The 18,569-nt window shown below is 62.9% G+C and carries 16 protein-coding genes; 6 read left to right on the top strand and 10 right to left on the bottom strand.

All coding sequences use genetic code 11. From position 1 onward, the window contains the following. Positions 1 to 1,053 carry a glycosyltransferase family 4 protein gene (locus HMPREF3157_RS01440; protein ID WP_070435312.1) on the top strand — a complete coding sequence of 351 codons (1,053 nt, stop codon included), beginning with the start codon at positions 1 to 3 and terminating at the stop codon, positions 1,051 to 1,053. Here the strand turns inward: HMPREF3157_RS01440 and HMPREF3157_RS01435 are convergent. The 4 genes from HMPREF3157_RS01435 to dnaK form a co-directional block, all read right to left on the bottom strand. After that, positions 1,050 to 1,484 (bottom strand): heat shock protein transcriptional repressor HspR, encoded by a 435-nt coding sequence (locus tag HMPREF3157_RS01435; protein ID WP_016664274.1) that lies wholly within the window; start codon positions 1,482 to 1,484, stop codon positions 1,050 to 1,052. The genes HMPREF3157_RS01440 and HMPREF3157_RS01435 overlap by 4 nt on opposite strands. Before the next feature lie 33 nt (positions 1,485 to 1,517). Further along, positions 1,518 to 2,513 (bottom strand): DnaJ C-terminal domain-containing protein, encoded by a 996-nt coding sequence (locus HMPREF3157_RS01430; RefSeq protein WP_070435311.1) that lies wholly within the window; start codon positions 2,511 to 2,513, stop codon positions 1,518 to 1,520. 136 nt (positions 2,514 to 2,649) lie between these two features. Continuing rightward, positions 2,650 to 3,297, bottom strand: coding sequence for a nucleotide exchange factor GrpE (locus HMPREF3157_RS01425; RefSeq protein WP_070435310.1), 648 nt, complete (start codon positions 3,295 to 3,297; stop codon positions 2,650 to 2,652). Beyond that, entirely contained in the window at positions 3,294 to 5,156 is a 1,863-nt protein-coding gene (gene dnaK / locus HMPREF3157_RS01420) for a molecular chaperone DnaK (protein ID WP_070435309.1), read from the bottom strand. Before dnaK ends, HMPREF3157_RS01425 begins: the two co-directional genes overlap by 4 nt. 302 nt (positions 5,157 to 5,458) lie before the next feature. Between dnaK and HMPREF3157_RS01415 the strand changes: the two genes are divergently transcribed. Beyond that, on the top strand, positions 5,459 to 6,019 hold the full coding sequence (locus HMPREF3157_RS01415) for a methylated-DNA--[protein]-cysteine S-methyltransferase (protein WP_070435308.1): 561 nt from the start codon (positions 5,459 to 5,461) through the stop codon (positions 6,017 to 6,019). A gap of 48 nt (positions 6,020 to 6,067) precedes the next feature. Here HMPREF3157_RS01415 and HMPREF3157_RS01410 read toward each other — a convergent pair whose 3' ends face one another. Genes HMPREF3157_RS01410 through HMPREF3157_RS01395 form a run of 4 tightly spaced genes read right to left on the bottom strand, consistent with a single transcriptional unit; the run spans position 6,068 to position 9,526 of the window. Continuing rightward, positions 6,068 to 6,856, bottom strand: coding sequence for an amino acid ABC transporter ATP-binding protein (locus tag HMPREF3157_RS01410; protein ID WP_083288007.1), 789 nt, complete (start codon positions 6,854 to 6,856; stop codon positions 6,068 to 6,070). Next, a complete protein-coding gene (locus HMPREF3157_RS01405; RefSeq protein ID WP_016664268.1) occupies positions 6,843 to 7,529 on the bottom strand; it encodes an amino acid ABC transporter permease in 687 nt (228 codons plus the stop codon). Before HMPREF3157_RS01405 ends, HMPREF3157_RS01410 begins: the two co-directional genes overlap by 14 nt. A gap of 21 nt (positions 7,530 to 7,550) precedes the next feature. After that, positions 7,551 to 8,354: a transporter substrate-binding domain-containing protein gene (locus tag HMPREF3157_RS01400; RefSeq protein WP_070435307.1), complete on the bottom strand. Its 804-nt coding sequence runs from the start codon at positions 8,352 to 8,354 to the stop codon at positions 7,551 to 7,553. Positions 8,355 to 8,389: 35 nt separating this feature from the next. Next, positions 8,390 to 9,526 (bottom strand): trans-sulfuration enzyme family protein, encoded by a 1,137-nt coding sequence (locus HMPREF3157_RS01395; protein WP_070435306.1) that lies wholly within the window; start codon positions 9,524 to 9,526, stop codon positions 8,390 to 8,392. A gap of 280 nt (positions 9,527 to 9,806) precedes the next feature. On the opposite strand from HMPREF3157_RS01395, the gene HMPREF3157_RS01390 reads away from it, so the two are divergent. Both HMPREF3157_RS01390 and HMPREF3157_RS01385 read left to right on the top strand, forming a co-directional pair. After that, positions 9,807 to 10,532, top strand: a complete 726-nt coding sequence (locus tag HMPREF3157_RS01390) for an ABC transporter ATP-binding protein (protein WP_061211270.1) — start codon at positions 9,807 to 9,809, stop codon at positions 10,530 to 10,532. Continuing rightward, on the top strand, positions 10,529 to 13,084 hold the full coding sequence (locus tag HMPREF3157_RS01385) for an FtsX-like permease family protein (RefSeq protein WP_070435305.1): 2,556 nt from the start codon (positions 10,529 to 10,531) through the stop codon (positions 13,082 to 13,084). The genes HMPREF3157_RS01390 and HMPREF3157_RS01385 overlap by 4 nt, the downstream gene beginning before the upstream one ends. Positions 13,085 to 13,252: 168 nt before the next feature. Here the strand turns inward: HMPREF3157_RS01385 and HMPREF3157_RS01380 are convergent, their stop codons facing one another. Beyond that, positions 13,253 to 14,332 (bottom strand): ADP-ribosylglycohydrolase family protein, encoded by a 1,080-nt coding sequence (locus HMPREF3157_RS01380; RefSeq protein WP_070435304.1) that lies wholly within the window; start codon positions 14,330 to 14,332, stop codon positions 13,253 to 13,255. Positions 14,333 to 14,523: 191 nt separating this feature from the next. On the opposite strand from HMPREF3157_RS01380, the gene HMPREF3157_RS01375 reads away from it, so the two are divergent. Then, a complete protein-coding gene (locus tag HMPREF3157_RS01375) occupies positions 14,524 to 15,345 on the top strand; it encodes a hypothetical protein (protein WP_083288006.1) in 822 nt (273 codons plus the stop codon). A 69-nt stretch (positions 15,346 to 15,414) separates the two neighbouring features. On the opposite strand, the gene HMPREF3157_RS01370 is transcribed toward HMPREF3157_RS01375, so the two are convergent. Beyond that, positions 15,415 to 16,431 (bottom strand): YeiH family protein, encoded by a 1,017-nt coding sequence (locus tag HMPREF3157_RS01370; protein WP_070435303.1) that lies wholly within the window; start codon positions 16,429 to 16,431, stop codon positions 15,415 to 15,417. A 140-nt stretch (positions 16,432 to 16,571) separates the two neighbouring features. On the opposite strand from HMPREF3157_RS01370, the gene HMPREF3157_RS01365 reads away from it, so the two are divergent. Continuing rightward, positions 16,572 to 18,566, top strand: a complete 1,995-nt coding sequence (locus tag HMPREF3157_RS01365) for a M13 family metallopeptidase (protein ID WP_070435302.1) — start codon at positions 16,572 to 16,574, stop codon at positions 18,564 to 18,566. Positions 18,567 to 18,569: the final 3 nt, after the last annotated feature.

Raw genomic sequence — 18,569 nt, 5'->3', positions numbered from 1 at the left:
ATGGCGAAACCACGTATTCACGCATTTTCGAAAGCCGACTCCGTCGCGGGTCAGGGGGTGGGAAGCGCCTACCTTGAGCAGGTTGCACTCATCAGCGCAGAGCTCGGCAACGAATTCGATATCAACCCGCGAGCCCGCCTCGGAAGCTTCGGCGACATCAACCACTTCCATTCCATCAACCCGGAATATCGCGCGGCGATCCCCCTCGCCAAGCGGCATGGGGCGACGCTCGCCCATGTGCACTTCATTCCGGAGACCGTCGATGATTCGATCGCGATGCCGAAACCGGCACGCTGGGCGTTCTACCGCTACATGCTGAACTTCTACCGCGCTACGGATACGCTCGTCACGGTCAATCCCTGGTTCATCACAGCGCTCGAAAGCACATACGGATTCGATCCGTCCCGCATCACGTTTATCCCGAATTTCGTTTCAGAGGAACAGTTCCATCCTCTCGAGAGAAACGAGAGCATCGCCCAACGACGACGGGCCTGGGGCGCAGACGACACTCGCTTCGTGGTCATGTGCGCAGGCCAGCTGCAAACCCGCAAGGGATTCTTTGATCTTCTCGACGTTGCACGCGCAATGCCTGAGGTGCTCTTCGTGTGGGCCGGGGATTTTTCTTTCGGTCGCATCACGAGCGGCTACGAACAAATCAAAAAGGCAAAAGAGAATCTCCCCGCGAACGTCAAGCTCATTGGACTTGTGCCGCGCGAGGAGATGAATGAGTGCTTCAACGCCGCGGATGCATTTTTCCTGCCAAGCTACGAGGAGCTCTTTCCCATGACGATTCTCGAAGCCATGGCAACCGACACCCCCATCGTGGTTCGGGACCTCGTGTACTACGAAGGCGTGCTGTTCGATCACGCGACGCGCGTTCAGGCCGGGCGCGGCGAGATCGACGGGTTCGTCGAGGCCCTCACGAGGCTGAAGGACTCCCCCACCGTTTACGCGAAAGCCCAGCAGGCCGCGCGCGAAGGCGCCGCCCGCTATTCGAGGGCGTCGGTCGCCGAGCAGTGGCGCGAGTTCTACCGGAGCCAGCTCACGCGTTAGCGCGGACCTTCGGGTCTCCACACGACAAGCGCACCCGCTTGGCGGCGACGCGGCCGCTGACCGCGGCGCATCGCTTCGACTTCACCGGTTTGCGAGGTCGCGAAGATCCTCGTGTCCCGCTTGCGCTGTGCGTCGCGTTCCTCGGTCAGTTCGTCGAGTTGCGCGCGCAGCCGCTCCACTTCGTTTTGAAGCTCAAAGATGCGCTTGATACCCGCGAGGTTGATGCCTTCCTCTTGCGAGAGGGCTTGGACTTGCCTCAACTGCGCGATGTTCCATGCGCTGTAGCGTCGCCCGCGCCCACTCGTGCGCTGCGGCGACACAATCCCAAGCCGATCGTAGGTGCGTAGGGTTTGCGGGTGCATCCCCGTAAGCTCGGCCGCGACCGAGATGACGAAGACTCCCGCGTGCTCATCGAAACGTGACGGTGCCATGTCTCCTCCTTCTCGTGGCCGTCGGTCGTGGTGCTACCGGGTGGCGTTCTCCGCAAAATCCGCCCGGGGGTCGAACTCGCTCGTCGCCTCGGCGAAGTCGCGAAGGGCGCGCTCGGCGGTTTCACTGAGCGTATCGGGAAGCGCAATCGTAAGCGTCACGAGCAGATCACCCGTGCCCTTCTTGGCCCGTACGCCCTTCCCTTTGGCACGCAGGGTGCGCCCGGATGGAGTGCCGGCGGGCACCTTGAGCTTCACGTTTGAGCCATCGATAAGGGGCACGCTTATGGTCGTGCCGAACGCGGCTTCCGCGGCGGTGACGGGGACGTTTACCCGCAGGTTAATCCCGTCCATGGTGTAAAGCGGGTGGGGTGCAACCTTCGCGGTCAGCATGAGGTCGCCGGGGGCGCCACCGTTCGCCGACGCTTGCCCTTTGCCCCTGAGCCGAATCTTCTGTCCGTCGTGAATGCCCGCGGGAATACGGGTCGTGATGTTCCGACCGCCCGCACTAAACGACACCTCGGTTCCGAGCACTGCGTCGCGGAAGCTGAGCTTAACGCTTGCGCTCACGTCGGCGCCTTTTTGAGGTGCTTGGCGCCCAAAGCCGCCGTTCGGCGAGAAGCCTGCACGGCCCTGACCCCCGCCGAAGCCACCTCCGCCAAACATCCCCATGAGGTCTTCGATATTGACGCCGCCCGCGCCACCACCGAAACCACCGCCGGTAAAGGCACCGAAGAGATCCTCAAATCCGCCGCCGGCTGCACCGCCGGGGCCCGAGGCGAAGCGCGCACCGCCCGCGCCCATCGCGCGGATCGCGTCGTACTGCTTGCGCTGCTCCGCGTCGCTCAGGATCGAGTAGGCCTCGCCCACTTCCTTGAAGCGTTCTTCCGCCGCGGCATCCCCGGGGTGCCTATCCGGATGCAGCTCCTTCGCCTTCTTGCGATAGGCCTTCTTGATTTCTGCTGCGGAGGCGTCCTGGGAGACGCCGAGGATCTTATAAAAGTCCTTACTCAGCCATTCCTGCTGGCTCATGGTGTCTCCTCGTCAAAAGTTTGAATCTACGGAGCGAGGCGGCGGTGCGTGTGCCCGCCGCCTCGCGGTGTGCTGATGGCGTCGGCCCGCTCCGTTCCACTGTCACGTATCGGGAGGGGCCGACGTATGCCCTGCCTTAGTTGGGGCCGACCGTGCCCACGCGCGCCGGGCGCAGGACACGGTCCCCCATCATGTAGCCCGGCTGCATGATGACCTCAAGGCTCGTCGCCTCGGCATCATCGCTGCTCGAGTGCATGAGTGCCTCGTGCTTCTCGGGGTCGAACTCTTCGCCGACCTCACCGTAGCGGGCGAGACCGTGCGCACCGAGTGCTTCCTCGAGCTTGCTCGTGATCGAGGCAAACGGCGTGCCCTCGGCGATATCCCCGTGCTGCCGAGCGAGCTCGATGTCGTCGAGGACGCTAAGCAGCGATGTGAGGACCTTTGCGACGGCCTGCTGCTGACCCACGACGGCGCTCTGTTCGATGCGCCTGCGCGAGTTCACGTATTCGGCCTGGTCACGCTTGAGCTGCTCTTCGAGCTCGTTCACTTTCGCTTTGAGGGCTTCGGTCTCGGCGGCAGCACTCTCGTAGAGGGCTCCGGCCTCGGCGGAGAGATCGTCGACCTCGGCGCTCTCGGGCGTTTCAGTGCTGTTCGCGCCCGCCGCGTCGGGCGCAGGAGTTTCCTCCGGCGCGCCGTCGGTTGGCTGCTCGTTCATGTCTGGCTCCTCGCCTTTCGTGGACGTGCGCTTATCGGTGAACGTGAACGGTTTGTCGTTCTCGCTCACTTGTCGTCCTCATCGTCAACGATCTCGGCGTCGACAACGTCGTCGTCTTCGCCCGAGGCAGCGTCGGCCGAATCCGCGCCTTCGGCGTTACCTGCCTGCTCGGCCTGAGCGGCCGAGTAGATCGCGGTGCCGACAGCCTGGAGCTTCTCGCTCAGTGCTTCGCGTGCGGCTTCGAGGTCGCTCGTCGAGGCATCTTCCTTGGCGAGGGTTTCCTTGGCCTCCTTGATCGCGTCTTCAGCTGCGGTCTTGTCGGCGTTCTGGATCTTGTCGCCGTTGTCCTTGAGGAGCTTGTCGCCCTGGTAGGTGAGCTGCTCGAGGGTGTTGCGAGCGTCAGCGTTCTTGCGGCGCTCGGCGTCCTCGGCAGCGTGTGCCTCGGCGTCCTTCACCATGCGGTCGATCTCTTCGTCGGAGAGACCCGAGCCACCCGTGATCTGGATCGACTGCTCGTTGCCGGTGCCGCGGTCCTTCGCGGACACGTTCACGATGCCGTTGGAGTCGATGTCGAAGGTCACCTCGATCTGAGGCATGCCGGCGGGGGCCGGTGCAATTCCGGAGAGCTCGAAGGTGCCGAGCAGCTTGTTGTCGCGCGTGAACTGGCGCTCACCCTGGTAGACCTGGATCGCGACCGAGGGCTGGTTGTCGTCAGCGGTCGAGAAGACCTCGGAGGTCTTGGTCGGGATCGCCGAGTTGCGCTCGATGAGCTTCGTCATGAGGCCGCCCTTGGTTTCAATGCCGAGCGAGAGCGGCGTGACGTCCATGAGGAGCACGTCCTTGCGGTCGCCCTTGATCACTGCAGCCTGGAGCGCGGCGCCGTACGCCACGACCTCATCGGGGTTGACGCCCTTGTTGGGCTCCTTGCCGGTGAGCGAGGTGACAACCTCGGTCACGGCCGGCATACGGGTCGAGCCACCCACGAGGATGACGTGGTCGATGTCGGAAACCGAAACGTCGGCGTCTTTGATGACCTGGTGGAACGGTGCCTTCGTGCGCTCGAGCAGGTCGCTCGTGAGCTCCTCGAAGTGGGAGCGCGTGAGCTTCTCGTCGAGGTGGATCGGGCCGTTTTCACTCATCGAGAGGTACTGGAGCGAAATGTTGGTCGAGGTCGAGCTCGAGAGCTCCTTCTTGGCCTGTTCAGCGGCTTCCTTGAGGCGGTGAAGCGCGATGCGGTCCTTCGAGAGGTCCACGCCGTCCTTGTTCTTGACCTGGCTCACGAGGTAGTCGACCACGCGCTGGTCCCAGTCGTCGCCACCGAGGCGGTTGTCACCCGCGGTCGCCACGACCTGAATGGCCGAGCCGTCCTCGTCCTTCGAAATTTCGAGGAGGGAGACGTCGAACGTGCCGCCACCGAGGTCGAACACGAGGATGCGCTCGTCGTCCTTGCCCTTTTCGAGGCCGTACGCGAGAGCGGCGGCGGTGGGCTCGTTGATGATGCGCAGAACGTTGAGGCCCGCGATCTGGCCGGCGTCCTTCGTGGCCTGGCGTTCCGCGTCGTTGAAGTAGGCGGGAACGGTGATGACCGCGTCGGTCACGGTCTGGCCGAGGTAGGACTCAGCATCGCGCTTGAGCTTGCCGAGGGTTCGGGCCGAGATCTCCTGCGGGGTGTATTTCTTGTCGTCAACTTCGGTCGTCCAGTCGGTGCCCATGTGGCGCTTGACAGACGAGTACGTACGGTCAACGTTGGTCGCGGCCTGGCGCTTGGCGACTTCACCGACGAGGACTTCGCCGGACTTCGAGAAGGCCACAACCGAGGGGGTCGTGCGAGCGCCTTCGGCGTTCGCGATAACGGTGGGTTCGCCACCTTCGAGAACGGCGACAACAGAGTTGGTGGTGCCGAGGTCGATTCCTACTGCCTGTGACATAAGTGTTCTCCTTCCGCGTGTGCGACCGGTGAATTTCTGTGGTGGCCGCACCGCTATCAACTTGGCTGTGCTCAAGAACGCGATTAGTCAACGCTCCCCGAAGTTGGGTTGTCAATCGACGTATCACTCAACTTGAGTTCACTAGGCTCAACTCTTCTACTGGCGAGCTTATTCCACCGACTCCCACATATGTCACACGTCACATTTTGTTCGCGCTTGCGCCCATAAAAGGGTTCCAAGGCGCACGTGTCACAATCACCTCAGCAGCTCCACCAACCTTCGAGCACCAGAAAGATACGGCCATGCCCACCCACTGCGCAGCCCCGCTCACGCTCGAATTCACGGAAATCGCCTCCCCGCTCGGGACGCTCATGCTCGCCGCGACCGAACGTGGCCTCGTGCGAATCGCCTTCGATAGCGACGACGTCACGGCCACCAAAGCCCTCACCGAAGCGCAGCTATGCAAAGTCGCGCACGCCTCAGTTCAGGCACCCGCATTCGAGCCCCACGAGGTGCTTAGCACGGCTAAGGATCAGGTCCTCGACTTTCTCGACGGCAACCGTCGGACCTTCAGCTTCCCACTCGACCGCTCCCTTTCCCAGGGGTTTCGCCGCGCGGTGCATGAGGCAATCGAACAGATCGGCTTCGGCGAGCGGCAAAGCTACAGGTGGATCGCAGAGCGCGCCGGCAACCCCAAAGCGGTGCGCGCAGTGGGCACGGCGTGCGGCACAAATCCCCTCCCGATCGTGGTCCCGTGCCACAGGGTCATAAAATCCGACGGCAGCCTCGGCGGCTATAGCGGCGGGATCGAGAAAAAGCGTTTCTTGCTCGCGCTCGAGGAGGGCGACGCGCCACGTACGTGACGCCGCGAGAATGGCAACCGTCGGCCCCTCCCCTACCGTTTCGAACTCCTAGACCGACCCCACGACGCTCACAAAACGCTTGAGACGCTCATCCTCAGAGTTGAAGAAGTGTTCGGGATCGCCGTCGAAGAGGATCTTTCCTTCCTCAAGAAACACAACGCGGTCGGCAACGCTTCGCGCAAACTGGAGCGAATGCGTCACAACGACGAGGGTGCGGTGCTCGCTCGCGAGAGACGAGAGCACCGCGATAACCTCGGCGGCAAGCTCCGGATCAAGCGCAGACGTCGGCTCGTCGAACAAGAGATAGTCGGTGCTCAAAGCAAGAGCGCGGGCAATTGCAACCCGCTGCTGCTGACCGCCAGATAGCCGCGCGGGATAGGCGTCGATCTTGTCTGCAAGCCCCACGCGCTCGAGGGCGCGAATACCCCTCTCACGCGCGTGGGCCTTCGACATCCCGCGCGACGTGATCGGCGCAAGCGTCACGTTCTGAAGAGCCGTGAGGTGCGGAAACAGGTTGAACTGCTGGAACACCATGGTCGAGTGACGCCTGATTTCGCGGACCTTCTGATCCGAAAGCTTGCCGCTCACGTCTATCGGGCCGCCTCCGAAATCAAGCGTGCCCTCATCCGGTTTTTCGAGAAGGTTGATGGAACGCAAAAGCGTGGATTTACCCGAGCCCGAGGGGCCGAGCAGAACGGTCGTGCGTCCCGGCTCGATGTCGAGGTCGATGTGATCGAGTGCGGTAAGCGCACCAAAACGCTTCGTGATCGAGCGCAGCCTCAGTGGGCTGCGCGCCTCACCCGCATTGAGGTCAGCAGAGGTCTCAGTCGCGCTCAACGTACACGCTCGCTTTCTTTTCTAGCCACGCCTGCACGAGACTCAGCACGGAAATAAGAACAAGGTAAATCGCCGCTACGAGGACGTAGAGGTAGAACGGCTCGAAGGTTGCGGCCGCTCGCTGCTGCGCCACCATGAACATGTCGAGCAGCGTAATCGTCGAGACGAGGCTCGTGCCCTTCACGAGGTCAATGAAGTCATTGCTGAGCGGTGGGAGCGCAATGCGGAACGCCTGCGGAGCAATCACCTTGAGGAACGTCGTGCGGCGATCGAGATCGAGCGTCGCCGCCGCCTCGTACTGGCCGCGCGGGATCGAGAGGATTGACGCGCGCACCGCCTCGGAAGCGTAGGCCCCACTGTTCAGGGCGAGGGTTCCGACGGCCGCAGTCCACGGGTCGAGCACGAGCGATGGGACGAGCTTCGGCAGTCCGTAAAACACGATGAAGAGCTGCACGAGCAGAGGCGTTCCGCGAAACACCCACACGTACAGCCACGCAATCGCCTTGAGCGGACGGAAGCGCGAAAGTCTCGCGCTGGCCGTGATGATGGCCAGCACGAGGGCGATCGCAAAAGCGATGAGCGAGAGAGGAATCGTGACCTTGAGGGTCGCGAGGAGCATGGGGCCAATCGCCCCTGCCCACACCTCTAGGGCCCGCGAAAAATCAACATTCACGAGGGAATCTCCGTGGGGTGCTTAGTTCTTGGGCGTGAGGTCAAGCCCGAGCCAGTCCTTACCGATCTTTGCGATCGTGCCATCGTCGAGGAGCTCGGTAATAGTCTTGTTGATCTTCTCGGTGAGAGGGCTGCCCTTCTTGAGCGCCCCGGCGATAAGAACCTCGGTTTCGAGCTTCTCGTCCAGGACCGTGATCGGCGCATCGGGATGTTCCTCAAGATAGGTGTTGAACGCAACGACCTCGTTCGCCGTGACGTCAGCTCGGCCGGTCGACACAAGTTCGACCGACTCGGCGAAGCCCGGGGACGCGACAATTTCGGCCCCCGCGTCGGTCATGACCTGCCCCCAGTTTGAGGTGGTCGTCTGCGCCGCGCGGCGCCCCTTGACATCGGCGAGAGACGTGATGTCCGAGCCCTCCGGGACGCCAAGGCGACCCTGGGTCTGTGCATAGGGGACGGTAAGGTCAAAAGCTTTCTTGCGCTCATCGGTCACAGCGACGTTGTTCATGACGAGGTCGTACTGCCCGGCATCGAGGCCAGCAAGCAGGCTGTCCCATTTTGCCTCGACGTATTGGGTCTTCTTGCCGATCTTCTCGGCGATCGCCTCGACGATGTCGATCTCGAAGCCCACAAGCTTCCCCGAGTCAGCGTGGAAGTTGTACGGCTTGTACACGCCCTCAACACCAACCTTGAGCACGCCCTCTGAGGAGCCCGAGCCACCGGCCTGCTTTCCATCATCGGACGAGCCGCATGCGGCAAGGGCCAGGGCGGCAGCAGAAATGCCGGAGGTCGCAAGGATTGAGCGGCGCGAAATGGAGAGAGACATAGTGAGCTCCTTTATGAGAGTGATGGGGAAGGTGACTACTTCTGCGCGGCGTCGAGCGCCTTGGCAAAGTCAGCCAGGAGGTCGTCGATATTCTCGATGCCCGCGCTGAAGCGCACGAGGCCATTGGTGATGCCAGCACGGTCGCGTGCGGCTTGCGTCATGCCGTCGTGGCTCATCGTCGCCGGGATCGACAGAAGCGATTCGACTCCTCCGAGGCTCACGGCGAACGAGGGGATTTCGAGCGCATGGAGGAATTTCTTGAGGTCGTAGCCTTGCGCGAGTTCGAATGAGAAGACGGCGCCGATACCTTTGGCTTGACGCTCGTGAACCTCCCGTTCAGCCTCGCTGAAGGACCCGGCTGAGAGCACCGTTTGGACTGCGGGGTGATCGCTCAAGAAGGCAACGAGCTTCTCAGCGTTTTCTTGCTGACGGGCGATGCGCAGCGGAAGAGTCTTGATGGCCTGGAGAAGCCGGAAAGAGGTCAATGGTTCGAGCACACCACCGAAGACCTTCTGGCTGAGGCGAATATTCTCGGCGAGCTCGTCATCATTCGTCGTGACAGCACCCGCAAGGAGGTCGCTGTGGCCGCCGAGGAACTTGGTCGCGGACTGAACGACGAGGTCCGCGCCGAAGTCGAGGGGCCGCTGGAGGACCGCGGTCATGAATGTGTTGTCGATGACGAGGAGAGCGCCGTGCGCGTGCGCGAGCTTCGCGAGGCGCTCGATATCGACGACGCGCAGCGTGGGGTTGCCGGGTGATTCGACGAAGATCATGCGCGTGTTCTTGCTCAGGTCTTCGCTCGTAATAGAACCGAGGTCGTCGAAGAACGTGCCCGTCAAGCCAGCGCGAGGGAAGATCTTTTCGACGTAGCGGAAGGTGCCGCCATACACGTTGGATGAAAAGAGCACTTCGTCACCCGGGCTCAAGAGGCTGAAAACCGAACTCACTGCGGCCATCCCGGTCGCAAAAGCGAATCCGTGCTTCGCTTCCTCAATGCTCGCAATGACCGACTCGAGGTCGGCTCGCGAAGGATTCGAGCCGCGCTGATAGGCGTAGTCCCCGCTCACCGAGTCGATATCGAGTTCGAAGGTCGAGGAGAGGTGGACGGGCGGCACAACCGCCCCAAACTCGCTCTTGCGCGGCGCGAGAATGGCCCGGGTATCAATATGCATGTCTCTCCACAGTCCTTTCAAAACACAGGTTGTTGGACACACAAGCGCTAACAATAGCTTATGTACCCCATAAGCATGTCAATACTAGGGGTCTCGCTGGCGAAAACCAAAAAATCTGTGACGCACTATGACGCTCCGAAAGTCGCAATCCCCCTCAATCTCACGTATGAGATCCCCGCAGAACATCCGCGCCTCGAGACTGTTGCCTCAGCGCATATGCTCGCGAAGAATAAGAGATGTCTGACCGATCACATCATCCCGGACATCCAGAGGAGTACCCATGTCCACAACCGTTCCCCCCTCTCCCGTCGCCGTCAGCGCGCGCGGGGTCACCAAGACCTACGGAAGCGGCAGCAACCAGGTGACCGCTCTCAACGCAGTCGGGCTCGACATCCGTGCCGGAGAGTTCACCGCGATCATGGGAGCCTCGGGCTCCGGAAAATCGACTCTTCTCCACTCCCTCGCCGGTCTCGATTCAATCGACTCTGGGACGATCGTGGTTGAGGGCGTCGACATCACTCAGCTCTCGGACTCGCAACTCACAACCCTCCGCCGCGACCGAATCGGATTCGTCTTCCAATCGTTCAACCTGTTGCCCATGCTCACGGCAAAGGAGAACATTCTTCTCCCGCTTGAACTCGCCGGCCGCAAGGTGGATGAGCAATGGTTCGGGATGCTTGTGCAGCGCTTTGGTCTCGCCGAGCGCCTCGGGCACCGCCCCAGTCAGCTCTCGGGTGGCCAGATCCAGCGCGTCGCCCTGACTCGCGCACTCGTCACGCGCCCCGCTGTCATTTTTGCCGATGAGCCCACCGGCAACCTCGACTCGGCCTCGACCGAGGCCGTACTGAGCTTCTTGCGTGAGAGCGTCGACGTTCTCGGTCACACCGTCGTCATGGTGACGCACGAAGACGACGCTGCACACAGGGCAGATCGCATCCTTCGCATGCATGACGGCCGAATCGTCGCCGATGAGTACATCGGCCAGAAAGCGGTGCAGGCACAGTGAGTACCCTGAAACTTCAGCCGCGGCGCAGGCACCTCGCCGCCGCCATCACGATTGCGCTTACGAGCGCCTTCATCGCCATTGCTGTCCTCGCCGTCGGATTCGTGGGCGAAGCTGTCAAAGCCCAGGTCACGGGACCCGTTCAGGGGGCTAGCGCCCTCGTACAGCCAGCTTTTACAACAGAGGGCGATGCCGCTTCCGCCTCGCCCGAGTCCATCGGGAAGGTGGACGGTGCCGACGGCGCCTTTTATAAGACTGACAACACGTTCGCGATCGCACTCGACGAGGGGGAGACAGGCAAAGAGAACCCACTCGATTCCAAGGGGACGTTTGTCAAGGTAGACACGGTTCGCCCCGGCGTTGATGCCCACTACGTCGAAGGCAAAGCCCCCAGTGGAGACCACGAGGTTGCCGTCGACACGTCGTTCGCCAAAAAACGCAATCTGAAGGTTGGAAGCCAGATTGGGGTCCAGTCGCTCGACTCCGGCCAGACGCTTACCTTCACCGTCGCTGGCATTAGCAGGCCGCAGCTCGCGCAGGTCCTCAATCCCGGGGGAACCCTCACATTCGGCACCGCGGGCATCGACACCCTCACAGCTCTTGAAGGAGATGCCTCCGAAAAAGCCTCCGACTACTACACGATCGCCGTCGTCGCCAAGCCCGGCGTGAGCGAAGAAGAGCTGGTGAGTAACCTCAAGGCTGCCGGGTACGACGCCGCGACTGTCACGGAATTCCTGCAGGACGCGAATCTCATGGCGTTGACAGTCGTGACCATGCTCTCGGCACTTCTCGCAGGATTCGTCCTGATCGCTATTGCGACGAGCGCGCTCGTCGTGACGAACTCGTTCGCCGTGACGATGGCGCAGCGCAGGCGATCGTTCGCTCTCGCGCGTGCGCTCGGCGCGAAACGCCGCCAGGCGATGTGGGCGATCGTTCGCGACGCACTACTCGTCGGGATTATCGGCTCGATTCTCGGCATTGTTCTCGCGTACCTCGCCTGGTGGGCGCTCCTTCTCGTGGGCCGCTTCACCTATTCCGAGGCTTTGCCTGTCGTCCCGGGATTGAATATCTTCGCGATTCTCATCCCGATCCTCGCCTCTCTCATCCTCGCGGTCTGTGCATCGGTGTTCCCGGCTATCAGCGCGTCTCGCGTGAAGCCTCTCGAGGCACTGCGCCCCGCAGAGATCGCCTCCGGTAAGCACGCGTCGCTGATTCGCACGATCTTCGCTTCGGCGGTTGTTGCGCTCGGTGTTGTTGTCTCACTCGGCTCGTTCGTCGTCGAAATTGTCCTCAAAGACAGCGAGTTCATGATCCTGATTTCCATGCTGTGCGCGTTCTTCGGATGCCTCACGATTCTTGTCGGTGTGATCGGGCTGCTGCCGGCGCTCATCCCGCCGGTGGCGAAACTCGGCAACGCACTCGCCTCCGCCCTCGGTTTCACGAGCGCACGCTTCGCATTTTTGAACCTTGCGCGACATCCGAAACGCACGGGCATCACGATGTCGGCGCTCATCATTGGCACCACTCTCATGGCGACAATGGCCTCCGGTGCGGTGACCGCTCAAAACACATTCGAGCATGACATCACTGACCGCGTCCCTGTCGACACCATCATTGCCGCCACCGACCTTCCCGCTGGTTTCCTCGAGAAGGTTCAAAAGACCGAGGGTGTGGACACCGCTCGCCAGGTCCCCACGGCAGAACTGCCATTCGACGCGGGCGCGATGACCGTATACGCCCCCTCGGCGGAGGACCTGCAGGAGGTTGCGACGTCGGACTCGATCGAGGTTCCACCGCCCGGAGAGCTGCACATGGGCAAGGCTCGCGCGGAACGGTTCCATGTTCACGACGGCGAGACGGTCACTGTCAACGCGAATGATGGAAGTGCACGCGAAGTCACCGTCCGTGTCAAGGGGAAACTGTCAATTTCCCTGGTGGCCCCCGAAACCCTCGATGGGCTTGGGATCGATGTAGGCAAAGCGGTCTTCGTCAAGTTTGCCGCTCCTGATTCTCCACAGAGGGCTCACACCACGTCGATCCAACTCACCGGCGCGCTGAGTGAACTTTCTAATCAGCTGCCTCCCGAGACCGTCACGGCACAGTCCTTCGATGGGGCTCAGCGCGAGGTGATGGCAACGGTGATCCAGACGCTCCTCACGATCACCGTCGCGCTCCTTGCGGTTGCCGTCGTGGTCGCGATCGTCGGCGTCGCGAACACTCTCAGCCTGAGCGTGATCGAGCGTTCAAGCGAGTACGCCCTGATGCGTGCGCTCGGCACCTCGAAGGGCGCGATCCGCGCGATGCTCGTATGGGAAGGTATTTTCATTGCCTTCCTGGGCTCACTCGTTGGCGTGCTTCTAGGAACCGCTTTCGGAATGCTCGGCGTGCGCTCACTTCTCGCGGGTGAGTTCGACTTCTACCCGGCAATTCCGTGGCTGTATCTCCTCATGATTCTGCTCGCCGGGCTCATCGCAGGCGTTCTCGCTTCAATTCTGCCCGGAATGCGGGCGAGCGCGACGGCACCGGCCCAGGCGCTCGCGCAGCGAGACGAGTAGGCATCAGCGTCACGCCATAGGGCGGCCGCGCTCGTGCGCGGCATGGGCGGGAAGCAGTGCGTGCACACTGTTTCCCGCCCGTCTTTTGCGTCAATGCGGAAACGCGCAGGGGCAAAACCACAACGGGGCCGCTCAGCACCTATCTACCCCCTCGAGGGAGGGAGCAACTCACGAGGCGCCAAATCGCTCAAGCACCGCCAGAGCGAGTTGCGCCAAGTCCTTCTCGGTAAACCCGGGCCAGCCGTTGAGCGCACGCCGCCACACGGGATCGATGGCCTTGTACCCCACGACGGCGCCCGCGAGCGCACCCGCGATTGCCGCGACCGTATCGGTGTCGTTTCCACTGCGCACCGCCGCTTCGACGACGCGCGTGAAGTAGGCGCGGCGCTCGAACTTGTCCTCGGGAACATCCCCCGCGTGGCATAGGGCCGAAACCGCTCCTTGGAAGGCGTGAATGACCCACCCGTTTCGAGCGAAATATGCGGGCGGGGCACTGTGTGCCTCGGCGATGAGGCCCTTCCAATAGTCGCGGCGTTCAGGCGTGAGCCGGCCAAGGCCGGCATCGATCGTGAGCTCGCCGGTGAGAATAGCGTGACGAATAGCGAAGCTCCACAGGACTGCCGCCTCGATCGTCTCGAGGTCGACGTGCGTAAGCGTGTTGACGAAAACAACGGCGCGCTCGAATTCGTCCTCGCTCGCGAGGAGGTACGGCAGAACAACTGAATAGGCGCGCATGAGCCCGCCGTTGCCAGCGGTGTGATGCTGCGCTTTGTGTATCGCACGGGCAGCCTCGTGCATGTCACGGCCAGAAGGCACGCTGTTGCCGTGTGATTGCGCGGTCTCGAGGGCGGCGAGCAGCACGTTCGAGGTGAGGATCCCGATGTCGGGGGTTTCTCGCGACCACTGGTACCAGCCGGCGGCTATCGCGTCGAGGGAACTTTCGCTCGTGAGCGAATCACCGTGGATCTCGTGGGCGGCCGCCCGCATGATGACGATTGCCATCGCCGTGTCGTCGGTCCACTCCCCCGGCTTCCAGCCGAGCTGCCCGCCGCCGGTCATGGCCACGTCGTCGGAATCCGCAATGGGAGGTTCGAATTCGTAGGGCGCTCCGAGCGCGTCGCCCGTGGCAGCGCCGAGTACCGCGCCGAGTGCGCGTTCGCGCTGCTGCTTGCTGAGGCTGTGCGGATCGTGCGGCCGTTCAGGTTCCCGGGCCGCCGTAGCCTCGGTTGAAGGGGCGATGTTCGACAATTTCAATCCCCTTTCGTTGCCGTGAAGACTCGTGCGGCGTGCGCACGGGTGGTGTTGGCGCCGCCCTGCGCACACCGGTCACGCCAGTTTAAGCCGCGTTTCTCGCATTTTCCTGTACCCAATGGGCAAATGCGCATCGGCTCACTACGCTTGGAAGGCGCATCCGGTACCCGGCTGACCAAGGAGATTGTGTGAGTACAGCGCCTGAGCCCGCCCACGACGTGGATCCCGGCACTGATCGTTGCTCGTGCGGCAGCGACCACGACCACGGCCCCACGGGCAACGAGATTGTTCACGCGCTCGGGCGTGGTTTCGCCATACTTTCGCTGCTCACCCCTATTCTCGCTCTCGTGCTCGCTGCAGCGAGTCTCGCGGCGACACCGACCTCACCGGGCGTTCTGTTCCTCGGCATCGGCCTTGGCCTCGTTCACCTCGCTCTCATGCTTGTGGCGGGCATGGTGGGGACTAAGAAAGGTGCGGCGATGACCCGCTCGCCATGGTTCCTCGTGGGCCGTGTGGCGATTGAGGAACTCGTGCGACTGCTCGTCTGCCTGATTGCCCTCGTGACCCTGAGTTGGCAGTGGACTGGTGCGCTCGGCCTGTGGATCGGGGTGGGAGCGATGCTCGTGTGGGCGGCCCTCGCGACCGTGCAACTTGCCGCCTCTCGCCGGCGGATCACGCAGCCCTCGGACTGGTCGAAGGAGACTGTCCTCAGCGTTCTCGACGGCGGCATTTCGGTGCGGCGCGCAATGTGCGTACGCTTCCTCGACATCGCAGGGTTATTCCTGTTCCAGCTTGGCGCCTGCACGCTCGTGACAGCGGCCCCCATCATGACGGTCGCGACGATCGTTCTCTCGATCGCCTCGGGCCTTTCAACGCTTATCGTGCAGAGCCTGAGCCCGCAGCGCCGCAAGACCTCTCCGTGGGCGTTCGCCCCGTTCGCTATCGGCATCGTGACGGCCGCGCTCGCGGTCATTTTCGTGCTCGCGCCAGGAATAGCCGCGCTCTCCTAAATTGCTCTGTCTCATCCTCGCCGACTCGGGTGGAGAAAACCGGGTGCGGAGGGGCGGTTCCGACGCTTGCTACGCGCCCATCGCTCCCGAGAACGCAACCATGGCGAGCGCCAGCAGGGCAATCCAGACGGTGCTCATGGCACCGAGGAGAACGGGCTTCCCGCCGACGCTGATCAACCCCTTGATTTTCACCCCGAGCCCAAGCGCGAACATCGCCGCCGCGAGGAGCCCGGTCTGCAAGAGCTTGACTCCCGCGAGCGCCTGCGGGGGCATGATGTGGAGCGAGCCGAGACCAACCATCACGAGGAAGCCCACGACGAAAAGTGGCACGATCGGTGGACGTTTTGTGCCCTCGCGCAGCGTGCCGCGCGAGCGTGCTGCGAGGGAGAGCGCGACCGCGACGGGGGCGAGGAGCACCACGCGCGTGAGCTTGACGATCACCGCGACCGAGAGGGCCGAGGCCCCGTAGGCTCCTGCGGCGGCGACGACCTGGGCGACCTCGTGAGTGCTCGCCCCGATCCACGTGCCGCCCGCGCTCTCTCCCATGCCCATCGCGTGCGCGGCAAGCGGCGCGAGCGGGATCATAAGGGTGCCGAATAGCACGACGAGCGCGATCGCGGTGGCGACTTCCTCTTCGTCAGCGTCAGCGATATCTTCAACGCCGGCAACGGCGGCCGCACCGCAGATCGAGAAGCCGCACGCAATCAGGATCGACAGTGGGCGGCTGATGCCCAGGGCGCGCGCCATGGCGAGAGTGCCGAGGATCGAGAGGGTGACGACGAGGATGACGCCCACGATCACACGCCAGCCGAGCGAAAGGATGTCCCCTACCGCGAGCTGCAAGCCGAGCAGCACGATCCCGACACGCAAGAGCTTCTTCGACGCGAACGTGATACCCGCGCTCCACGACTCCGGAATTGTCCAGATGTTCGTGAGGAGCGCACCGAGCACGATCGCGATGAGAAGCGGGCTCACTGCCGGCAGGGCACGATTCACAACGAGTGCAAGGACTGAAACGAGCCCGCACGGCACGAGTCCGGGCACGAGAGATAGTGAAGAGACGCGGGAAGAAGATGAAGCTGGCACGGCCTCATTCTAGGAATCCAGGCACGCTCGCTCAGATTTTCGGGACCGTAACGTGACACATCCACCCTTCCCAAACCGCGGATCGCTAGGGTGGAGGCAACCGTCGGACATTCCGATTTTCCCTATCCCGGAGGAGACACATGACCTCGCCCGCATCCCAGACCGGCCTCGATCTCACCCAGATTGATGAGTCCGTTCGTCCGCAGGACGACCTCTTCGGCTTCATCAATGGCGCGTGGCTCGCCTCGGCTGAGATCCCAGCCGATAAGCCGAGCTACTCGGAATTCATGCGCCTGCACGATCTGTCTGAGGAGCGCGTACGCGGCATCATCGAAAAGGCCGCGGCCTCGAACGCCCCGGCCGACTCGAATGAGGGAAAGATCGGCGCGCTCTATGAACTTTTCATGGACGAGGCTCGCTTGAACGAGGTGGGCACGCGCGACCTCGAGCCGCAGCTCGAGCGGATCCTCAGCCTCGCCGACCGTTCAGCGCTCACGAGCTTCACTGGCGAAGCAACGGCCCCCACCGGCATCATCGCTCTGTACGTGTGGACAGACGCCAACGACCCGGAGCGCTACCAGGCACAGATCACCCAAGCGGGCCTCGGCCTTCCCGACGAATCGTTCTACCGCGACGAGCAGTACCGGGCGATCCGCGAAGCCTACGTTGATTACCTCGCGACTCTTGCCGACCTTGCGCAGCTCCCGGGGCGTGCCGGGCTCCCCGACGGCGATGCTCGCGCACTGGCCGAAACCGTCATGGATCTCGAGACCCGCATCGCGAAAGCGCACGTCGATGTTGTGCGCAGGCGCGACAGCGAGAAATCGAACAACCCGATGAGCGTCGCCGAGCGCGCCGATGCTTTCCCGAGCTTCGACTGGAGCGCCTACTTCGAGGGCGCCGGCGCGAAGGCCGAGTGGGTCGAAACCATCAACATCAACGAGCCTGAGTACACGGCGGCCATTTCGAAGCTGTGGTCGAGCGAAAGCCTCGAGAACCTCCGCGCGTGGCTCGCCCTCCACGCGATCGACGCCGCTGCGCCCTACCTGAGTGACGAGTTCGTCGATGCCCACTTTGCCTTCCACGGCGCCACACTTTCGGGCACCGCCGAGATCCGCGACCGCTGGAAGCGCGGCGTGAGCCTCGTCGAGGCTGCCCTCGGCGAGGCCGTCGGCGAGACATACGTGGCGCGCTATTTCCCGCCCGAGGCCAAGGAGCGCATGGAGCACCTCGTGGAGGCCCTCATCACCGCCTACCGCGAGTCGATCTCCTCGCTTGAGTGGATGACCCCGGCGACCCGCGAAAAGGCCCTCGCGAAACTCGAGAAGTTCACGCCGAAGATTGGCCACCCCGAGACCTGGCGGGATTACTCGAGCCTCACCATTGATCCCGATTCACTCCTTGCCACCGTCGGAAACATCGCGACGTTTACCCATGACTACGAGATCGCAAAGCTTGGGCGGGGCGTGGATCGCGGCGAGTGGCACATGACCCCGCAGACGGTCAATGCCTACTACAACCCTGGCGCGAACGAAATCGTGTTCCCCGCGGCGATCCTTCAGCCGCCGTATTTTGGGATCGATGCGGATGATGCCGTGAACTTCGGTGGGATCGGCGCGGTTATCGGCCACGAAATCGGCCACGGCTTCGACGATCAGGGCTCCAAGTACGACGGTGACGGCGCACTCAAGAGCTGGTGGACCGAGGCGGACCGCGAAGAGTTTGAGAAGCGCACGCGCTCGCTCATCGCCGACTACGACGCGATGAGCCCGCGCGACCTCTCAGATGAGCATCACGTGAACGGCGCCTTCACGATCGGCGAGAACATCGGCGACCTCGGCGGTCTCACGATCGCGCTCAAGGCCTACCTCAATGAGGTTGGCGAAGCGGCACACGAGGTGGGGTCCGACGGTTACACGGGCATCCAGCGCCTCTTCCTTTCGTGGGGTGCGGTATGGCGCGGCAAGAACCGCGAGGCCGACGCCATTCGTCGCCTCGCAATCGACCCGCACTCGCCCATGGAGTTCCGCGCGAACGGGGTCGTGCGCCATGTTGACGCGTTCCACGACGCCTTCGGCGTGAAGGAAGGCGACGGCCTGTTCCTCGCTCCCGAGCGCCGCGTGAGCATCTGGTAGACG

Source organism: Dermabacter sp. HMSC06F07 (genome assembly GCF_001807345.1).
GTDB lineage: Bacteria > Actinomycetota > Actinomycetes > Actinomycetales > Dermabacteraceae > Dermabacter > Dermabacter hominis.
The sequence above is the reverse complement of the archived record's forward strand: the minus strand, read 5'-3'. Positions and strand labels throughout refer to the sequence as shown.

What these genes read in the sequence shown, in the direction of transcription:
- dnaK (WP_070435309.1), bottom strand. Translation starts at nt 5,156, where the DNA reads ATGTCACAGGCAGTAGGAATCGACCTCGGCACCACCAACTCTGTTGTC.
- HMPREF3157_RS01365 (WP_070435302.1), top strand. Translation starts at nt 16,572, where the DNA reads ATGACCTCGCCCGCATCCCAGACCGGCCTCGATCTCACCCAGATTGAT.
- HMPREF3157_RS01400 (WP_070435307.1), bottom strand. Translation starts at nt 8,354, where the DNA reads ATGTCTCTCTCCATTTCGCGCCGCTCAATCCTTGCGACCTCCGGCATT.
- HMPREF3157_RS01430 (WP_070435311.1), bottom strand. Translation starts at nt 2,513, where the DNA reads ATGAGCCAGCAGGAATGGCTGAGTAAGGACTTTTATAAGATCCTCGGC.
- HMPREF3157_RS01435 (WP_016664274.1), bottom strand. Translation starts at nt 1,484, where the DNA reads ATGGCACCGTCACGTTTCGATGAGCACGCGGGAGTCTTCGTCATCTCG.
- HMPREF3157_RS01415 (WP_070435308.1), top strand. Translation starts at nt 5,459, where the DNA reads ATGCCCACCCACTGCGCAGCCCCGCTCACGCTCGAATTCACGGAAATC.
- HMPREF3157_RS01440 (WP_070435312.1), top strand. Translation starts at nt 1, where the DNA reads ATGGCGAAACCACGTATTCACGCATTTTCGAAAGCCGACTCCGTCGCG.
- HMPREF3157_RS01390 (WP_061211270.1), top strand. Translation starts at nt 9,807, where the DNA reads ATGTCCACAACCGTTCCCCCCTCTCCCGTCGCCGTCAGCGCGCGCGGG.
- HMPREF3157_RS01395 (WP_070435306.1), bottom strand. Translation starts at nt 9,526, where the DNA reads ATGCATATTGATACCCGGGCCATTCTCGCGCCGCGCAAGAGCGAGTTT.